Origin of the sequence: Rhodococcus sp. NPDC059179 (assembly GCF_042754885.1) — a bacterium.
Taxonomy (GTDB): domain Bacteria; phylum Actinomycetota; class Actinomycetes; order Mycobacteriales; family Mycobacteriaceae; genus Rhodococcus_G.
In genome coordinates, this window is sequence record NZ_JBHZBV010000003.1 from 197,852 (window position 1) to 219,971 (window position 22,120).

Below are 22,120 nucleotides of genomic sequence, written 5' to 3' on the forward strand. Positions count from 1 at the left end.
CTACTCGCCGACGATTTCCTCATCAGCGTTCCACGCCTCGTTCAGCACCCCCCCGATCCTGGCGAGAGAGGCCGGCGACGCCATCCCCCAGTGATCGGCCGCGATGCCGTGCGTGACGATCCGTCCGTCCACGACGTCCTGCCAGGTGGCGGCGCCGACGGCCCCGCTCGGGTCGTCTTCGAGCGCCGCGAAGTAGAACACGTCACCCTTGAACCTGGGCGGCGCGTACCCGTCAGTCATCGCGCTCGCCTGGCCAACCCCCTCGATGGCACCCGAGAGCCGTTCCGCGCCGATCCCATCGAACGGTGCCGGGAGGTGCGCAAGGATGCCGTCCAGCAAATCCTCGGACAGCTCCTGCCCGGACAACGCGTCGAGCGACAACCCGGACCCTGCACCGCCGTCTGCAACCAGCGTGGGAAGCAGCCCGCCGAGCAGGTCGCCTGCGGTCATGCCCCGATCGGCCACCAATCGTTCGGCCGGAAGATGTGCGTAACTGTCCATCATGGCCAGGACCGCGATCTCCTCGCCCATCTCCTGCAGCTGTGCCGCCATCGCGTGCGCGATCACGCCACCGAGCGACCAGCCGATCAGGTGGTACGGCCCCTCCGGCTGCACAGTCCTGATCTTCTCGACATACAGCCGCGCCCACGCCTCGATGGTCTCCGGCAACTGCTCGCCCGAAAGGGCAGGCGATTGCAGTCCGTAGATGCCCCGCTCGCGGTCGATGTGCGGTGCCAGGCCGGCAAACGCCCACGACACTCCGAGAACCGGATGGAGACAGAACACCGGCGGCTTGGCCCCGCCGCCCCGAAGCGGGATGAGCACGTCGAATGCCGCATCCTCCGAGAGGTTCTCCAGCCCGAGCCGAGCGGACGCGACCCTTGCGGCCAACGCCTCGACCGAGGAACTGGTGAACAGCCACAGCACCGGTATCTGCATCGCCAGTTCGGCGCCCAGGAGGGAGGACACCCGCGTCGCGACGAGCGAGTTTCCGCCCAGATCGAAGAAGTCGTCGTCGAGACCGACCCGCTCCACCCCGAGCACCTCACCGAACACGCCCGCCACGGTCTGCTCGACCTTCGTCACCGGCGCCCGGAACTCTCGAGCCTCGAACACCGGGTCCGGCAGCGCCCTGCGGTCGATCTTGCCAGCCGCACTGACCGGGAACTGGTCGAGCACGAGGATCTGCGACGGCACCATGTACGCAGGCAGGTCCGCCGCCACCGCGAGGCGCAGGTCCTGCCCCGTCGTCGCGGCGCCCGGCTGCACGGTCACGTAGCCGACCAGGTGCTCGCCCCCGTGCGGGCCACGAACGACCGTCACGATTGCCTGCACCACCGCTTCGGACCGCAGGAGTGCCGATTCGACCTCACCGAGCTCGATTCGCAGACCGCGCAGCTTCACCTGGAAGTCGGTGCGGCCGAGGAACTCCAGCTGACCGTCCGCATTCCAGCGCACCAGGTCGCCGGTCCGGTACATCCGCGCTCCCGGCTCCCCGAACGGGTCGGCAACGAACCGATCGGCGGTCAGGTCCGCGCGGCCGACGTAGCCGCGGGCCAGCTGGTCGCCACTCTGGTAGAGCTCGCCCGCCACGCCAACCGGCACCGGGTTCAGGCGTGCGTCGAGCACGTACGACCTGGTGTTCCACACCGCACGACCGATCGGCACCACGCTCGACTCATCCGTCACGGTGCAGTCAAAGTAGGTGGTCGTGATCGCGGCCTCGGTCGGCCCGTACGTGTTCTCGACCTTCACACCGAGCTTTGCGACCTTACGGGCGGTCTGCGGGGACAATGCCTCGCCGCCGCCCAGGATCTGGCGCATCGACTCGGGCATACCCAGGTTCGGGTCGGCCAGGAACACATCCAGCAACGAGGGCACGAACTCGGCGATGGTGATGCCCTCGGCGTGCATGACCTCGGCCATGTAGGCGGGATCCCGATGCCCGTCGGGACGCAGGACCACCAGTCGGCCACCCACCTGGTGCACCGCAAAGCACTCCCAGACCGACACGTCGAAAGTGATCGGTGCCTTCTGCATGGCCCGGTCGCGTCCACTCATCCGGAAGTACGAGTGCATCCACCGCGTCTGGTTGGTGATCGCGGTGTGCGAGACCGCAACCCCCTTGGGGCGACCGGTCGAACCCGACGTGTAGATCACATACGCGGTGTTCTGCGGCCGCAGCGGCGCGTGCCGCTCGGCATCCACGATCGGGGCACCGTCGACCGCGCTCAGGTCGAGCCCGTCGATCTCCACCACCGTCACATGCTCGGGCAGCACCACCTCGTCCGCGGCGGTGGTGAGCACGCACACCGGCGCCGAGGACTCGAGCACGTACTCGATCCGGTCGGCCGGGTGATCCGGATCGATCGGCACGTACGCGCCGCCTGCCTTGACGACCGCGTACATCCCGATCATCAGCTCCAGCGAGCGGCGCATCGCGAGGCCCACCAACATCTCCGGACCGACACCGTCCGCGATCAGCTTGCGCGCCAACCTGTTCGCCCGCTCGTCAAACTCGCGATAGGTCAGCTGCGCTCCCTCGAACCGCAGCGCCACCGCATCGGGGGTGCGTCCGACCTGGGCGTCGAACAACTCGACCAGCGTCGCCGGTGCGAGCTCGACCGCCGTCTGATTCCACTCGCGGAGCACCCGCTCCTGCTCGTCGCCCGCGAGAATCTCGACGTCGCCGATCGGGGACCGCGGGTCCGCCACGGCCGCTGCGAGGATCCGCACGAAGCGATCGGCGAAGCCGGCAACTGTCGCCTCGTCGAACAGATCCGTCGCGTATGTGAAGGACGCGTGCATCCCGTTCGGGTCACCCTCATCCGTGAACGCCTCGTTGAGCGTGAGGTCCAGATCGAACTGGGTCACCTGGATGCCCTGGTCGAGCGCGCTGATCGTCAGTCCGGGTAGTTCCAGATCCGTGCGGGCCATGTTCTGGAAGGTCAACGAAACCTGGAACAGCGGTGAATGCGACTGGGACCGGGTCGGAGCGATCGCGTTCACGAGCCGCTCGAACGGCACATCGGAGTACTCGAACGCCGACAAGTCGGTGTCCCGGACCCGCGCCATCAACCCGGCGAACGACTCCGCCACGTCCACCTCGGTGCGAAGCACCAGGGTGTTGACGAACATGCCCACGAGGTCGTCGAGGACCGCCTCGCCGCGACCCGCCATCGGAGCACCGACCGCGATGTCAGAACTACCGGACAGCCGGGCCAGCAGCACCGCGAGCGCGGCATGCACGACCATGAACTGCGTCACCCCGTGTTCGCGGCCGATCCGGCCCACCCCGGCGTGAAGCTCGGGACTGATCTCGAAGGCCAGACTCGCACCTCGGTTGCTCGCGACCGCCGGACGTGGCCGGTCTGTCGGCAGTTCCAGCAGATCCGGCGCCCCGGCGAGGGCACCGCGCCAGTAGTCCAACTGGGTGGCGAGCAGGGAGGCCGGATCGTCCTCCGCGCCGAGCAGACGACGCTGCCACAACGCGAAGTCCGCGTACTGCACCGCCAGCGGCGACCAGGCCGGAGCCTGCCCCGTTGTGCGCGCTGCGTAGGCGAGCACCACGTCCCTCGTCAACGGGGTGATCGACCAACCGTCAGCACTGATGTGGTGCACGGTGAGCACGAGCACGTACTCCGCGGACCCCACCTCGAACAGTGTCGCGCGCAGCGGCGCGGAGGCAGTGACGTCGAACGGCGCCGACACCAACGCCACGACCCGTTCGAACACCTCGGACTCGCGAATCGCCACCGGCGTCAGGTCCGGGACCACCTGCGCGGCCGGCAGGATCACCTGCTGCGCAACACCATCGACCTCGGGGTAGACGGTTCGCAACGATTCGTGGCGTTCGAGCACGTCCGCCATCGCGGCCTGCAGCGCGGCGATGTCGAGATCACCGGAGAGCCGGATCGCGACCGGAATGTTGTAAGCCGCCGACTCCGGGTCGAACCGGTTGATGAACCACATCCGCTGCTGTGCAAGGGAAAGTGGAATCTGCTCCGGACGATCCAGAGCCTCGAGCGGCACCCGGTCACCCTTGCCGTTGTGTTGCTCGACCCGCACCGCGAGGGCAACCACCGTCGGTGCGTCAAACAACGCACGCAGCGGCACCGTCGCGTTCAAGGCGACACCCAACCGGGCCGTCACCTGCGTCGCGACCAGCGAGTTGCCGCCCAGCTCGAAGAAGTCATCGTCCAACCCGACCCGGTCGACCCCGAGCACCTCCGCAAACACCCCAGCCACAATCTGCTCGGCTGCAGTGACCGGCGCCCGGAACACCCTTGCCCCGAACACCGGCGCGGGCAACGCCTTCCGATCCAGCTTGCCGGACGGGTTCAGCGGGAACTCCGCGAGCACCACCACCGCCGCGGGGACCATGTAACCCGGCAGCGACCTTGCCGCGAACGCCTTCAGTTCGTCGGCTCCGGCACTCGCACCCGACGCAGGCACCACGTAGGCCACCAACTGGTCGCCCGTCGCCGTCGGCACCACCAACACGGCCGACTGGAGCACCGACTCGTGCGCCAGCACAGCCGTCTCGATCTCCCTGAGCTCGATCCGCTGACCGCGGAACTTCACCTGGAAGTCGGTGCGCCCGATGTAGCCGAGCTCCCCGTCCTTCCCCCATGCGACCAGGTCACCGGTCCGGTACATCCGCTCGCCGGTGGAGGAGAAGGGGTTCGCCACGAACCGATCCGAGGTCAGATCCACCCGGCCGTAGTAGCCGCGTGCGAGCTGATCGCCCGCCAGGTACAGCTCGCCCGGCACACCGGCCGGAACCGGCCGAAGCCGCGAATCGAGAACGTACACCTGGGAATTCCACTGCGGCCAGCCGATCGACACGGCACCGGCATCGCCGCCGGTCACGTCACGGTAGGTGATCGACACCGCGGCCTCGGTCGGTCCGTACAGGTTGTGCACCGCCGCTGACGAGACCCGCGCGAACGCACGCACCGTCTCCAGCGGTAGCGCCTCACCGATCACGAACACCTGACGCAGCGACACCAACTTCACCGGGTCAACCGACGCCGTGAACACCGCCAGCATCGACGGCACGAAGTCGATGACCGTCACACCGTGCTCGGCGATCGTGTCGGCCACGTAGCCGGGATCGCGATGCCCATCCGGCGTCGCCAGCACCAGCTGCGCCCCGACCCGCAGGGGCATGAAGAAGGCCCACACGGACAGGTCGAACGTCGTCGCCGTCTTCTGCAGGTACACGTCCGAGCCGTCGAGGCGGTATTCGGACTGCATCCACTCCATCTGGTTCACGATCGCCGAATGCGGCACTGCCACACCCTTGGGCTTGCCCGTCGATCCGGACGTGAAGATCACGTATGCCGGATGCGTCGGACGCAGCACGCCGACACGATCGGCGTCCGTTACCGGGGCGGCGGAATACCCGGACAGATCCGGCCCGTCGATCCGCACCGTCGCCCTGCCCACCGCGTCGAACCCGTCGCGGGTCGTGGTCAGGACGCACACCGGATCCGCCGTGTCGAGGATGTGGCCGATCCGCTCGGCGGGCTGGTCCGGGTCGACCGGCACATAAGCACCGCCGGCCTCGAGCACCGCGTAGATGCCGACCACCAGATCCAATGAACGACGAATAGCCAAGGCGACCAGCGACTCCGGGCCGACACCCTCGGCGATCAGGTGACGTGCGAGCCGGTTCACCCGCGACGAGAACTCGCCGTAGGTCAACGACTGCCCCTCGAACACCACCGCGACGGCCTCCGGGTGCAGCGCGGCCTGACGACGGTAGCCGTCGAGCAGCAGCTGACCCGATGGGAGCTCGTGATCGGTTGCGTTCCACTGCTCGATCAGCACGCCGCGCTCGGCGCTGTCGAGCAGTTCGATCTCCCCGACGACGATCTCCGGGTTCACCGCGATCGACTCGAGGATCCGGGTGAAGCGTCGCGCCAGCTGATCGACGGTGGACGCGTCGAACAGCGACTTGGCGTACACCATCGAGGCCGTCAGACCGATGGGCGAACCCGCCTCGTCGTACCGGTCGGCCACGGTCAGCTGGAGGTCGTACTTGGCTGCGATGGCGTCGAAGTCGACCGGGGTGGCCGTGATCTCGCCCAGCTCCAGTTCGCGCATCTCCATGTTCTGGAACAGGAAGCCGACCTGGACCAGCGGACTCCTGGAGGTCGACCGCGTCGGGTTGAGCACCTCCACCAGCCGCTCGAACGGCACATCGGCGTTGCCGAAGGCCGCCAGATCGGACTCGCGAACCTGTGCCAGGAGCTGGTCGAACGGTTGTGCACCGTCCACCGAGGTCCGGAACACGAGCGTGTTGACGAACATGCCGATCAGCTCGTCGAGTGCAGCGTCACCCCGACCGGCGACAGGCGTGCCGACCGCGATGTCATCGGTCGCCGAGGACCTCGCGAGCAGCACCGCGAACGCCGCGTGCACCACCATGAACAGCGTCGAATTGCGCTGACGCGCAATCTCGGTCAGACGAACATGCAGTCCTGCATCGATCTCGAACGCGACCACGCCGCCCTCGAAGGACTGCACCGCCGGCCGAGGCCGATCCCACGGCAGCTCCAGTTGATCCGGCAGACCCGCCAACTGCTGTGTCCAGTAACCGAGCTGTTCGGAGATCACCGAGGTCGGATCCTCCTCCGACCCGAGAATCTCACGCTGCCACAAGGAGTAGTCCGCGTACTGGACCGGCAGCGGCGCCCAGCTCGGGGCCTGGCCGCCGGTGCGCGCCGCGTAGGCCAGCATCACGTCCCGGACCAACGGTCCCATCGAGGACCCGTCGGCGGCGATGTGGTGCACGACCACGACCAACACGAACTCGGACTCGGTACCGGAAATCCGCAGCAACCGGGCCCGCACCGGAACCTCGGTGGTGACGTCGAATCCGCTGGTGACCAACTCCCCGACCTGCGCGTGAAGATCGCTCTCGGCGATGTCGACGGGACCCAGGTCCAGCTCGACCCGCTCCGCGGGCAGGATCACCTGGATGACGCCGTCCGCGGCGCTCGGGTAGATGGTCCGCAGCACCTCGTGCCGGGCCACCAGGTCACCCACGGCCGCGCGCAGCGCGTCCACGTCGAGGTTGCCGCTGAGCCGGAGCGCGGCCGGAATGTTGTAGGCCGCGGCAGACTCCGGGTCGAACTGGCTGAGGAACCACATCCGGTTCTGCGCCAACGACAACGGCAGACGCTCCGGACGCTCACCCGCAACCAACGCCACCCGGCCACCCTGACCGGACCGCTCCTGCAACCACGCCGCCAACGCAACCACCGTCGGCGAGTCGAACAACACCCGAACCGGCACCGTCGTATCCAGAGCAACACCCAACCGGGCCGTCACCTGCGTCGCGACCAACGAGTTGCCACCCAACTCGAAGAAATCATCATCCGCACCCACCCGGTCCACACCGAGCACCGACGCAAACACCCCGGCAACGATCTCCTCCACAGGAGTCGACGGCGCCCGGAAAGCACGCGCCTCGAACACCGGCGCAGGCAACGCCTTCCGATCCAACTTGCCCACCGGCGTCAACGGGATCTCATCGAGAACCATGATCGCCGACGGAACCATGTACGCGGTCAGCGACCGCGCCACGAACGCGGTGACCTCGGCGGGGTCGAGCGTGGCGCCGGAACTCGGCAGCACATACGACACCAGCGAGGTCACCCCAGCCGAACTCGTATGCCCCACAGTCGTCGCGAACTCGACACCCTCATGAGCCACCAACGCCGCATCGATCTCACCCAGCTCGATCCGCAGACCACGCACCTTGACCTGGAAATCCGAACGACCGACATACTCCACCTCACCGGAGTCCGTCCACCGCACCACATCACCGGTCCGGTACATCCGCTCCCCCGGCTGCCCGTAGGGGTTCGCCACAAATCGATCCGCACTCAACCCCGGACGGCCCAAGTAGCCACGCGCCAACTGCACACCCGCGACGTACAACTCACCCGCCACACCCACCGGAACCGGCCGCAGCCGACCGTCGAGGACCATGGCGTGCATGCCAAGGGTGGGTTCGCCGATCACCACGCGTGCACCGGCGGTCATCGGACCACTGATGTTGGTCGCGATGGTCGCCTCGGTCGGGCCGTACGCGTTGTGCATCCGCCTGCCGGGCGCCCACCGGGCGACCAGGTCCGCGGGCACCGCCTCGCCGCCGACGATCACGCAGCCGAACTCGTCCAGCCCGGCCGGATCGACCGAGGCCAGCGCCGACGGCGTGATGAGCGCGTGCGTGACCCGCTCGCGACGCAGCAACTCCGCCAGCTCGACACCACCGAACACCGTCGGCGGCGCGATCACCAACGTGCCGCCCGCCCCGATGGCCAGCAGCAACTCGAGCACCGACGCGTCGAAACTCGGCGACGCCACGTGCAGCGCCCGCGTCCGATCGCTCAGCCCGTACCGGCGACGCTGTTCCTCGCAGAAGTTCGCCACACCGGCATGGGTGACCACGACACCCTTCGGCTTGCCCGTCGAACCCGAGGTGTAGATGACGTACGCCTGCTGGTCCACGTGCACCGGCCGCACCAGCTCATCCGCGGTGAGCGGACCTGCCGACTCGGCGTGGATCCGGGCCAGGACATCGACATCGTCGAGGACGAGCCACCGCGCGGCGGCCGGCAGGTTCCCGGCCTTGTCACCGACGGTCAGACCGATGACGGCACCCGAATCGGTGATCATGTGCTCCACCCGGTCGGCCGGGTAGTTCGGGTCGACCGGCACGAACGCTGCGCCGGTCTTGGCCACCGCCCACACCGCGATGACCGACAGGTCCGAACGCGGAATGGCAATGGCCACCACATCTTCCGCTCCGATTCCCCGCGCGATCAGCAGCCGAGCCAGCCGCGAGGAACGGTGGTCCAGCTCCTCGTAGGCGAGGGTGTGTCCGGCGAAGGAGATCGCCGTCGCCGACGGGTCGAGCGCGGCCGCCGCGGCGAGCATCTGTCCGAGCGGCCGCGCAGCGATCGCCTCGCCGCCGCGACGGGTCGTCAGGTCCGCCCGCTCCACTCCGCTGAGCACCTCAAGGTCCCCGAGTGCGGTGGACGGGTCGTCGCCGACCGCCCGCAGGATCCGGGTCAGCCGCTCCCCGAAGCCGTGCACCGTGGCCTCGTCGAACAGATCGGTGGCGTAGATCCAGTGGGCCGTCATTCCGGCGGGGGCGCCGTCCGCGTCGACCGACTCCGACACCGTCACCTGCAGATCGAACTTGGCGACCGCAGCGTCGGCCTCGACGCCACTGAGGGTCAGACCCGGCAGTTCGAACCGGGTCGGCGCCAGGTTCTGGAAGGACAGCACCACCTGGAACAACGGGTGGCGGGCCTGCGACCGCTCCGGGCTCAGCACCTCCACCAACCGCTCGAACGGCACGTCTGCGTGCGCGAACGCGGACAGGTCACCCTCGCGGGTGCGGCCAAGCAGGTCCTCGAAACTCGAGCCGGACTCGATGCTCGACCGGAGCACCAGGGTGTTGACGAACATACCGATCATGTCGTCGAGTGCGGCCTCGCCGCGTCCTGCGACCGGAGTACCGATCGCGATGTCCTCGGTACCCGACAGACGCGCCAGCAACACCGACAACGCCGCGTGCACAACCATGAACAGCGTCACGTTGTTGGCCCTGGCCAACTCACCGAGGCGTCGATGCAGGTCCGCGTCCATCGTGAACGACGCACCTGCACCGCGGTTGGAGGCAACCGCGGGACGCGGGCGATCCGACGGCAGATCCAGCTGCTCGGGCAAGCCTCGCAGCGTGTCCGCCCAGTACGCCAGCTGCTGCGAGATCAGGCTCGACGAATCGTCCTCGCTGCCGAGGACCTCCCGCTGCCACAGTGCGTAGTCCGCGTACTGGACCGGCATCGGCGCCCAGTCGGGCGCGAGGCCTGCGGCCCGCGACGTGTAGGCGACCATCACGTCCCTGGTCAGCGGCCCGACCGAGAAGGCGTCGCCGGTGATGTGGTGAACCACCAGGACCAACACGTGCTCCGTGCTCGTCACGCGCAACAGCGTGGCGCGGACCGGAACGTGCGCGGTGACATCGAATCCGGCCGTCACGACCTCGACGATCCGCGCGAACAGATCGGTCTCGGCGACGGTCTCCGGCGTGATGTCGGGGACGGCCTGTCCCACCGGCAGAATCACCTGGGAACCGACCCCGTCGCGCTCCGGGTACACCGTCCGCAGCACCTCGTGCCGCGCCACGACGTCGGCAACCGCGGCCTGAAGAGCGGCCTCGTCCAACTGCCCGGACATCCGAACCGCGACCGGGATGTTGTTCACCGCGGAATCGGCGTCGAACCGGTTCAGGAACCACATCCGAGTCTGGGCCAGCGACAGCGGAAGCCGATCCGGCCGGGCCTTCGCCGTCAGTGCGGTTCGGCCGCCGAGTCCGGCCGTCGGCTGCACTCGCGCCGCGAGCGCCTCGACGGTGGTCGCCTCGAACAGCTCCCGCACCGGAACCCGGGTGTCGAGTGCGGCGCCGAGCCGGGCCGCGGCCTGGGTCGCCACCAGCGAGTTGCCACCGAGCTCGAAGAAGTCGTCGTCGAGACCGACCCGCTCGATCCCGAGCACCTCGGCGAAGACACCGGCGACGATCACCTCGGCCGCGGTCGACGGCGCACGGAACTCGCGCGTCTCGAAGACCGGCGCGGGCAGTGCCTTCCGGTCCAGCTTGCCGGACGGGTTGAGCGGGAACGCGTCGAGCACCATCAGGGCCGAGGGCATCATGTAGCTGGGCAGCAAACCTGCCGCGAACTCCCTGAGTCCGTCCACCTCGATGGCGGCGCCCGGCGCGGGCACCACGTACCCGACCAGCTGATCACCAGTCGCGGTCTGCACCACCAGCACGGCCGACTGCAGCACCGACTCATGGGCCAGCAGCGCGGTCTCGATCTCGCCGAGCTCGATCCGCTGCCCGCGGAACTTCACCTGGAAGTCCGTGCGGCCGATGTACTCGAGCTCACCGTTCGCCCGCCAGCAGACCAGGTCACCGGTGCGGTACATGCGAGCACCGTTGTCGCCGTACGGGTTCGCCACGAATCGATCCGAGGTCAGGTCCACCCGGCCGTAGTAGCCACGGGCGAGCTGGACACCCGCGAGGTAGAGCTCGCCCGGCACACCGGCCGGCACGGCACGCAGCCGCGAATCGAGGACATACACCCGCGAATTCCACTCGGGACGGCCGATCGAGACGGCCCCGCCGACCTCCGTGCCGGTGACGTCGGCGTAGGTGATCGACACCGCCGCCTCCGTCGGCCCGTAGAGGTTGTGCACACCCGCATCACAGACCGACGCGAAGTCGCGCACCGTCTCAGCGGGCAGCGCCTCGCCGATGACGAACACGTATCGGAGGCTCTCGAGATCCGCGGCTGCCGCGGCACCCGCGAACACGGTGAGCATGGACGGCACGAAGTCCGTCACCGTCACCCCGAGCTCGCGAATGGTCGCCGCGACATAGGCCGGATCACGATGCCCGTCCGGCGTCGCCACAACCAGCTGCGCACCGACCCGAAGCGGCATGAAGAAGCCCCACAGCGACACGTCGAACGTCGTCGCCGTCTTCTGCAGGTACACATCCGATGCGCCCAGCGGGTACTCGGTCAGCATCCACGCGATCTGGTTGGCGATCGCGGCATGGCTGACCGCCACACCCTTCGGCTTGCCCGTCGAACCCGACGTGAAGATCACGTACGCGGGATGCTCCGGAGCCAACCGCGCGATCCGATCCGCGTCCGTCACCGGCGCAGGCGACAAGCCCGAGTAGTCGAGCGTGTCGATGTGGACGGCAGACCTGTCCCCCGGAACCTCGAACCCGTCCCGCGAGGTGGACAGCACACAGACCGGATTCGCCGTGTCGAGGATGTGCCCGATCCGCTCGGCCGGATGGTCGGGGTCGACGGGCACGTACGCGCCGCCGGCCTTGATCACCGCGTAGATACCGACGACAAGATCCAACGAGCGACGAATCGCCAACGCCACCAAAGACTCCGGCCCGACACCCTCGGCGATGAGCAGACGTGCCAGGCGGTTGACCCGCGCGTCGAACTCGGCATAGGTCAGCGCCGCGCCCTCGTACACCAGGGCCGTCGAGTCCGGCGTGGCCGCGACCTGCGCATCGAACGCCCCGAGCAGCAGATCACCCGAATCCACGACGTGATCCGAGTCGTTCCAGCCGGTCAGCACCAGCGCGCGTTCATCCCCGCCGAGCAGCTCGATGTCGCCCACCACCAGCGCCGGGTCCGCGGACACGGCCCGCAGCACCCGGGTGAAGCGGTCGCCGAACACCCGCACGGTGGCCTCGTCGAACAGGTCACGCGCGTAGGTCAGATGCACCCCGATACCCGCGGGCACGCCGTGCTCGTCGACGCTCTCGGACAGGGTGACCTGGAGATCGAACTTCGCGATCGCGGCATCGAAATCGAGACCGGAGATGGTCAACCCGGCCAGCTCGAGGGTGGGCTGCTCGTGGTTCTGGAAGAACAACGCCACCTGGAACAGCGGATGTCGCGCCTGCGAACGCACCGGGTTGAGCACCTCGACGAGCCGCTCGAACGGGACGTCGGCGTGCCCGAACGCACCGAGATCCGCCTCGCGGACATCGCCGAGGAGTTCCGCGAACGACACCGACGGGTCCACCTCGGTACGCAGCACCAGGGTGTTGACGAACATGCCGACCAGATCGTCGAGCACCGCCTCACCACGACCGGCCACCGGCGACCCGATGGTGATGTCGCTGGTGCCCGAGAGCCTCGCCAGCAACACCGCCAGCGCCGCATGCACGACCATGAACAGCGAAGAATTATGTGTCCGCGCCGTATCCGACAGCGCCGCATGCAGTTCCGCATCGATCGCGAACTCGACGCCGCCGCCGATGTTGGACGCCACCGCCGGCCGGGGCCGGTCACTCGGCAGGTCCAGCTGGGCGGGAGCGCCGTCGAGGGCACGCGTCCAGAAGTCGAGCTGCGCCGCGATCAGCGACTCCGGATCGTCCTCGGCGCCCAGCACCGCACGCTGCCAGAGGCTGAAGTCCGCGTACTGCACCGCAAGCGGGGCCCAACCCGGGGCCTCGCCCGCGGAGCGGGCCGCGTAGGCCAGCATCACATCGCGCACCAGCGGGGCAACGGAGAACCCGTCGGCGGCGATGTGGTGCACCACGAACACGAGAACATGCTCGCCGCGCCCGACCTGGAACAGCCTGGCCCGCAGCGGCACCTGTGCGGTGACGTCGAATCCGGCCTGAACCACCTCGATCACCCGTGCGAGCAGGTCCGCCTCGTCCACGGGAACAGGGGTCAGGTCCACGGAACCCTGCCCCGCGGGGAGGATCACCTGCACCCCGGTGCCATCGGCAGAGACCGGGTAGACGGTGCGCAGGATCTCGTGCCGCGCCACGACATCCGCGACCGCGGCCTGCAGGGCGGCGGTATCGATGTCGCCCGAGAGCCGCATCGCCACCGGGATGTTGTTGACCGCCGACTCGCTGTCGAACCGGCTGAGGAACCACATCCGCTGCTGCGCCAGCGACAGCGGAATCCGGTCCGGACGCTCCCCCGCGGTGAGGGCGCGGCGACGACCGCTGCCCGCGTGCGAGCCGACCCGCGTCGCGAGGGCCGAGACGGTCGAGGCCTCGAACAGGGCCCGCAGCTCGACCGTTGTGTCGAGAGCGGCACCCAGCCGTGCCGCGGCCTGGGTGGCGATCAGCGAGTTGCCGCCGAGCTCGAAGAAGTCGTCGTCCGCACCGACCCGGTCGACACCGAGCACGTCGGCGAACACGCTCGCCACGGTCTCCTCGATCGGGTTCGACGGCGTCCGGAACAGCTTCGCCTCGAACACGGGCGCAGGCAACGCCTTACGGTCGAGCTTGCCGCTCGCGTTCAACGGGAACGCCTCGAGCACCACGAAGGCCGACGGCACCATGTACGCGGGCAGACCCGCACGCAGCGCGACCTTGACCGCGTCGGCATCGACCGACGACCCGACGGCAGGCACCAGGTAGGCGACGAGCGCCTCGCCGGTCCGCTCGTCGCGGTGCAGGGTCACCACCGACTGCGCTACCTCGGGCAATGCCAGCAGCGCGGTCTCGATCTCGCCGAGCTCGATCCGCAGACCACGCAGCTTCACCTGGAAATCCGTCCGGCCCAGGTAGTTGATCTCGCCGTTCGGCTGCCAGGCCACCAGGTCGCCGGTCCGGTACATCCGTGCACCGTGGTCGAACGGGTTCGCCACGAAACGGTCCGCGGTCAGATCGCTACGCCCGACGTACCCGCGAGCCAACTGCTCGCCCGCGAGGTACAGCTCGCCTGCGACGCCGATCGGAACCGGTCGCAGCCGCGCATCCAGCACGAACACCTGGGTGTTCCACACCGGCGCCCCGATGGGGACGTTCACCGCGTCTGCGGCGGTCACCTCGTGGTACGTCACGTCGACCGCGGCCTCGGTCGGTCCGTAGAGGTTGTGCAACCGCGCCTGCGGCAAGATCTCCCGCAACGACGCGGCGGTCTGGGCCGGCAGCGCCTCACCGGAGGCGAAGATCCGCACCAGCGTGGACGCCGTGACCACAGTCGACTCGGCAACGAACAGTGCCAGCATCGACGGCACGAAGTGCGCGGTCGTCACCGACTCCGCGGAGATCACCCGCGCCAGGTACGCCGGGTCCCGGTGACCATCCGGCGTCGCGATGACCAGTCGTGCTCCGACCTGCAACGGCCAGAACAACTCCCACACCGACACGTCGAACGTCACCGGCGTCTTCTGCAACACCACGTCGTCTGCGCCGAGCCCGTACTCGGCCTGCATCCACACCAGACGGTTCGCGATCGCGCCATGCGTCACCGCGACACCCTTCGGCCTGCCCGTCGACCCCGACGTGAAGATCACGTACGCGGTGTTGGCCGAGCTCAGCGCCGACAGTCGGTCCACATCCGTGATCGCCAGTGCCGAGAACACCGACAGGTCCAACCGGTCCACGAGAAGGGCAGACCTGTCCCCTGAAAGCTCTACATCGTCTCGCGACGTGGACAGCACGCACACCGGTGCTGCCGTGTCGAGGATATGGCCGATCCGCTCGGCGGGCTGGTCCGGGTCGACCGGCACGTACGCACCGCCGGCCTTGACGACCGCGTAGATGCCCACGAGCAGATCCAGGGACCGCCGCATGGCCAAGGCCACCAGCGACTCCGGCCCGACGCCAACCGAGATCAGGTGCCGCGCGAGCCGGTTCACCCGAGCATCGAACTCGCCGTAGCTCAGCGACTCACCCTCGAAGACGAGAGCCGTGGCGTCCGGCGTCGAAGCCACCTGGTTGTCGAACAGCTCGACCAGGTTCTTCGGCTCGACCAGTTCGTCCGTTGCGTTCCAATCGAACACCACACGCTCGCGCTCGTCGGCTCCGAGTACGTCGATGTCGCCGACAGCGGTGTCCGGCTCGGCGACCACTGCCCGCAAGATCCGCACCAGCCGTGCCGCGATGGCCTCGATGGTCGAGCGCTCGAACAGATCGGTGGAGTACCGCAACCCGGCGACGATGCCGCCCGGAACCCCGTCGATCTCCATGTCCTCGGTGATGGCCAGCGTGAGGTCGAATTGGGCCATGTCCGCGACGTAGTCGAACGCACTGACCGTCAGCCCGGGCAGCTCGAGAGCCGTGCCCTGCTGGTTCTCAAAAGTCAGCGACGCCTGGAACAGCGGCGAATGCGACTGTGACCGTGCCGGGTTGATCACCTCGACCAACCGCTCGAACGGTACGTCCGCGCGGCTGAACGCGGCGAGATCCGTTTCGCGGACCCCGCCCAGCAGCTCCACGAAGGATGCTGCGCCGTCGACCTCGGTGCGCAGCACCAGAGTGTTGACGAACATGCCGACCAGGTCATCCAGCTCCGCCGCGCCGCGTCCGGCGACCGGGGTGCCGATGGCGATGTCGGAGGTCCCGGACAGCCGTGCCAGCAACACACCGAAGGCGGCCTGGATCACCATGAAGGTCGACGCGCCGTTCTCCCGCGCGATCCGGCCGATCTCGGCCACGAGCGCCGGTTCGACGTCGAACCGCACCAGCGACCCACGATGCGTCGCGACGGCCGGTCGCGGGTGGTCGGTCGGCAGCTCGAGCAGGTCCGGCAGACCCGCCAGCGCGTCGACCCAGTATGCGATCTGCTGGGAGGCAACGGAGTCCGGATCGCCCTCGGACCCGAGGACCTCGCGCTGCCAGAGCGTGAAGTCCGCGTATTGGACGGGCAGCGGTGCCCAGCCCGGGGCCTGACCCGCAGCCCGGGCCACGTACGCCGTCATCACGTCGCGGGCCAGCGGCCCGGTGGACACGCCGTCCGCGCTGATGTGGTGAACAACCAGGACCAGGGCGAACTCGTCCGGGCCGGTCCGAAGCAACCTGCCCCGCACCGGCACGGCCGCGGTCACGTCGAAGCCGGCGCCGAGCACGGTCGCCATCGTCTCGGCGAGGTCGTCCGCCGCGACATCGACCGGGGTCAGATCCAGGTCGACGTCGTCGACGGGGACGATCACCTGGACCGGAACGCCGTCGATCTTCGGGAAGACGGTGCGCAGCGACTCGTGACGGTCCAGCACGTCCCGCACCGCCAGCTGCAGAGCCGAGGCGTCCAGCTCGCCGACCAGCCTGATGGCCATCGGGATGTTGTACGCCGCGGACTCGGTGTCGAACTGGTTGAGGAACCACATCCGGTTCTGCGCCAACGACAACGGCAGACGCTCCGGCCGCTCACCCGCAACCAACGCCACCCGGCCACCCTGACCGGACCGCTCCTGCAACCACGCCGCCAACGCAACCACCGTCGGCGAGTCGAACAACACCCGAACCGGCACCGTCGTATCGAGAGCAACACCCAACCGGGCCGTCACCTGCGTCGCGACCAACGAGTTGCCACCCAACTCGAAGAAATCATCATCCGCACCCACCCGGTCCACACCGAGCACCGACGCAAACACCCCGGCAACGATCTCCTCCACCGGAGTCGACGGAGCCCGGAAAGCACGCGCCTCGAACACCGGCGCAGGCAACGCCTTCCGATCCAACTTGCCCACCGGCGTCAACGGGATCTCATCGAGAACCATGATCGCCGACGGAACCATGTACGCGGTCAGCGACCGCGCCACAAACGCGGTGACCTCCGCGGGGTCGAGCGTGGCGCCGGAACTCGGCAGCACATACGACACCAGCGAGGTTGCCCCCGCCTCCGAGGTGTGCCCGATCGTGGTCGCGAACTCGACGTCCGGGTGCGCGGTGAGTGCGGCGTCGATCTCCCCGAGCTCGATGCGCAGACCGCGCACCTTGACCTGGAAGTCGGCGCGGCCCACGTACTCGACCTCACCGGAGCCCGTCCACCGCACCACGTCGCCGGTGCGGTACATCCGCTCCCCCGGCTGCCCGTAGGGGTTCGCCACGAACCGGTCCGCGGTCAGCGCGGGACGGTTGTGGTAGCCGCGAGCCAGCTGGATGCCGGCGATGTACAGCTCGCCGGACACCCCGGCAGGGACAGGCCGCAGCCGCGAATCCAGGATCAGCGAGCGCATGCCGCGGGTCGGGCCGCCGATGACCACCCGCTCACCGGCGACCATCGGGTCGCTGATGTTGGTCATGATCGTGGTCTCGGTCGGACCGTAACCGTTGAACAGCTCGCGGCCCGGCGCCCACCTGGTCACCAGGTCCGCGGGCACCGCCTCGCCACCGGCGACGACGACGCGGAACTCGTCCAGCCCGGCCGGATCGACCGAGGCCAGCGCCGACGGCGTGATGAACGAGTGGGTGACCCGCTCCCGACGCAGCAACTCCGCCAGCTCGACACCACCGAACACCGTCGGCGGCGCGATCACCAACGTGCCGCCCGCCCCGATGGCCAGCAGCAACTCGAGCACCGACGCGTCGAAACTCGGCGACGCCACGTGCAGCGCCCGACTGTCCGAGGTCAGGCGGTACCGCTCGATCTGCTCGGTGCAGAAGTTCTCCAGGCCGGCATGGGTGACGACGACGCCCTTCGGCTTGCCCGTCGAACCCGACGTGAAGATGACGTACGCCGGGTGCGAGGCCTGCACGGGACGCACCAGCTCGTCAACGGTCACCGGGTCACCGGGCAATGCCCCGGTGCGCTCGCAGAATTCAGGGTCGTCCAGGGCCAGCCAGTCGGTGACGGCCGGCAGTGCGGACACGAACTCGCCGGTGGTCAGGCCGATCCTGGCTGCGGTGTCGGTCACCATGTGCTCGACACGGTCGGCCGGGTAGTTCGGATCGACAGGGACGAACGCGGCGCCGGTCTTGGCCACCGCCCACACCGCGATGATCGACAGATCCGAACGCGGCACCGCCACCGCCACCAGGTCCTCGGCGCCGATGCCTCGGTGGGCGAGGTACCGCGCGATCCGCGAGGACCGCTCGTCGAGTTCGCCGTAGCTGAGCACTCGACCCTCGAAGGAGATGGCTGGCGCCTGCCGGTCCATCGCGGCAGCACGGGTGAGCATCTGCCCCAACGGAATCGGAACCACCGGGGTGGCGCCGTACCGGGAGACCAGTCCCGTCCGCTCATCATCGCCGAGGATCTCGACCTCGCCGACAGCCTGCGCCGGGTCCGCGACGATCGAGCGAAGGATGCGGGTGAGCCGCTCCGCGAACCCCGCCACCGTCGCTTCGTCGAAGAGATCTGTGGCGTAGGTCCATTCCGCCGAAATCCCCGCCTGCGCGCCGTGCTCGTCCACCGACTCGGACACCGTCAACTGCAGATCGAACTTCGCGACCTGCCCGTCGAACTCGACAGGGCGGATGCTCAGACCCGGCAGGTCTAGCGCGGCGAAGCCCTGATTCTGGAACGAGAGCATCACCTGGAACAACGGATGGCGGGCCTGCGACCGAACCGGGTTGAGCACCTCCACCAGACGCTCGAACGGCACATCCGCGTGGCCGAACGCGGCCACGTCGGCGGCCTTCGTCTGCGCCAGCAGGTCCGCGAACGAGACGCCCGCGTCGACCTGGGTCCGCAACACCAGGGTGTTGACGAACATACCGATCACGTCGTCCAGCGCGGCCTCACCCCGACCGGCGACCGGCGTGCCCACCGCGATGTCCTCGGTACCCGACAGGCGCGCCAGCAACACCGACAGCGCCGCGTGCACGACCATGAACAGGGTCGAGTTGTGACGACGAGCCAGCTCGTCCAACCCGGCATGGAGGTCCTTGTCGATCGTGAACGCATGCGCCGCACCCCGATTCGAGGCGACCAGCGCACGCGGACGATCCATCGGCAGATCCAGCTGATCGGGCAGTCCGGCCAGCGCCGAACGCCAGTACGTGAACTGTCGGGCGATCGCCGACTCCGGGTCGTCCTCGGACCCGAGCACCTGGCGCTGCCAGATCGCGAAGTCCGCGTACTGCACGGGCAGCGGCTCCCATCCGGGAACCTCGCCCGCGCTGCGCGCCGCGTAGGCGACCATCACGTCCCGGGTCAGCGGCAGCATCGACCAGCCGTCCGAGCTGATGTGATGAACCACCATGACAAAGACGTACTCGTCCGGGCCCACCGTGAACAGGTGTGCCCGCAGCGGAACCTCGGTGGTGACATCGAAGCCGCGGGTCACCAGTTCCATGACCGTGCCGAGGATCTCGCCTTCGGCCACCGCGACGGGGGTCAGGTCCGGGGCCGACAGCGCCGCAGAAACGATGACCTGGCAGGGCTCGCCACCCGTCTCGGGGTAGAGCGTGCGCAGCGACTCGTGCCGCTCGAAGACGTCCGCAACGGCCAGACGCAGTGCCTCGATCTCCAGACCACCTGACAGTCGCAGCGCGACCGGCATGTTGTACAGCGCGGACTCGGGATCGAAACGGTTGAGGAACCACATCCGCTGCTGCGCCAACGACAGCGGAACCTGATCCGGACGTTCCTGTGCCACCAGCGCCGGGCGGGCACCGAGTCCGGCCTGCCGCTCGATCACGGCGGCCAGCGCGCTGACAGTCGACGCCTCGAACAGGGTCACCACGCGCACGGTGGTGTCCAGGGCCGCACCCAGTCGCGCGGTCACCTGGGTGGCGATCAGCGAGTTGCCGCCGAGGTCGAAGAAATCGTCGTCGGCGCCGACCCGCTCGAGGCCGAGCACATCCGCGAAGATGCCGGCGACGACCACCTCGGCCGGGGACGTCGGTGCACTGTAGGCACGAGCCTCGAACACCGGTGCGGGCAACGCCTTTCGGTCCAGCTTGCCGACCGGCGTACGCGGGATCTCGTCGAGGAACATGATCACCGACGGCACCATGTGCGCCGGGAGCTTCTGCCCGACGGCGACCTTGAGCGCGTCGGCGTCCACCTCGACGCCGTCCGCGAGCATCGCGTACGAGACCAGCGAGGTCGCACCCGCAGGCGAATCGTGTCCGAGTGTGACCGCGAATTCGATCCCCGGGTGGGCGGCGAGCACCGCGTCGATCTCCCCGAGCTCGATCCGGAAGCCACGCACCTTCACCTGGAAGTCGGACCGGCCGAGGTAGTCGACCTCGCCACGTCCGGTCCACCGGGCCAGGTCACCGGTGCGGTACATCCGCTCCCCCGGTGCGCCGTACGGGTCAGCCACGAACCGGTCCGCGGTCAGCCCGGGCCGCGCCCGGTAGCCGCGCGCCAGACCGAGACCGGACAGGTACAGCTCGCCGACCACTCCGACCGGGACCGGCCGCAGTCGACCGTCGAGAATCGTGTTCCGGATACCGGCGGTGGGTGCACCGATGGTGATCTGCTGTCCCGGCACGAGTGCGTCGGTACGCGCGGCGATGATCGTCGTCTCGGTCGGGCCGTAGGCATTGACGAATCGGCGCCCGACGGCCCACTTGGCCATCAGTTCCGGTGGGCAGGCCTCGCCCGCCACCGCGATCACGCGCAGGTCGTCCAGACCGGAGGGGTCGACGGAGGCCAGCGCTGCGGGTGTGATCACCGCGTGGGTCACCCGTTCCCGGCGCAGCAGCTCAGCCAGCTCGGCGCCACCCCACACCATCGGCGGGGTGATCACCATCGTGGCCCCGGCACCCGCCGCCAGCAGCAATTCGTAGACGGACACGTCGAAGCTCGGCGACGCGATGTGCAGCGTGCGCGATTCCGCGGACGTCAGGTAGCTGCGCTTCAGGTGGTCACGGACGTTGGAAAGCCCGGTGTGCGTCACCATCACGCCCTTGGGCAGCCCGGTGGAGCCCGAGGTGTAGATGACGTAGGCGGGATGCTCGAGCCGCAGCGGGCGGATCCGTTCGGCGTCGGTCACCGGAGCCGAGGACAGTGCCGAGGAACGGGCCTCCGCCAGGTCCAGCGTCAGCCACTGGACGGAACCTGGCAGCCGGTCGCCGTGCGCGGCCGTGGTCACGCCGATCACCGCACCGGAATCGGTCACCATGTGGGTGATCCGGTCCTCGGGGTAGGTCGGGTCGACCGGCACGAAGGCCGCGCCGGTCTTCGCCACAGCCCACACCGTCAGGATCGACTCGACCGACCTGCGGATCGCGACCGCCACCGTCGTCTCCGGGCCTGCGCCGTGGGTGATGAGTACCCGGGCCAGGCGCGAGGACCGCTCGTCGAGCTCGCGATAGGTCAATTGCCCATCCTCGCCGGACAGCGCGACGGACTCGGGATCCATCAGCGCTGCCCCGGCGAGGATGTCTGCAAGCAGCCGCGGGCCCGCGGTGCTCGTCAGACCCTGCGATCCCACAGACGGATCGATGCGTTGCACCAGATCGGTGTGTTCGGCAGGAGTCATGATCTCGATGTCGCCTACCGCTCGACCGGGGTCGACCAGCACGGACTCGAGAATTCGGAGGAAGCGGTCGGCGAAGCCCTGGACCGTCCGCTCGTCGAAAAGGTCTGTCGCGTAGATGAAGTCGGCGGACATGGCGCCCTCGCCCGTGCCCGGCCGCAGGGTCAGCTGTAGATCGAACTTGGAGACCTCGATCCGGGCCTCCTCGGCCGAGATCGTCAGCCCGGGCAGTTCGAGCTCCGCAACCACCATGTTCTCGAAGGACAGCGCCACCTGGAACAGCGGATGCCGCGCGGTGGACCTGGCCGGGTTGAGCACCTGGACCAACTGCTCGAACGGGACGTCGGCATGACCGAAGGCGGCGACGTCGCGT

General features: G+C 68.6%; 1 protein-coding gene (only partly in view). It reads right to left on the reverse strand.

Annotated elements, in window-relative coordinates; translation table 11 throughout:
• Positions 1-22,120, reverse strand: the 3' portion of a protein-coding gene (locus tag ACFXMV_RS09345) for a non-ribosomal peptide synthase/polyketide synthase (RefSeq protein WP_378611792.1). It continues 16,994 nt past the right edge of the window; the window shows 22,120 of its 39,114 coding nt (coding positions 16,995-39,114); its start codon lies beyond the right edge, outside the window; the stop codon is at positions 1-3.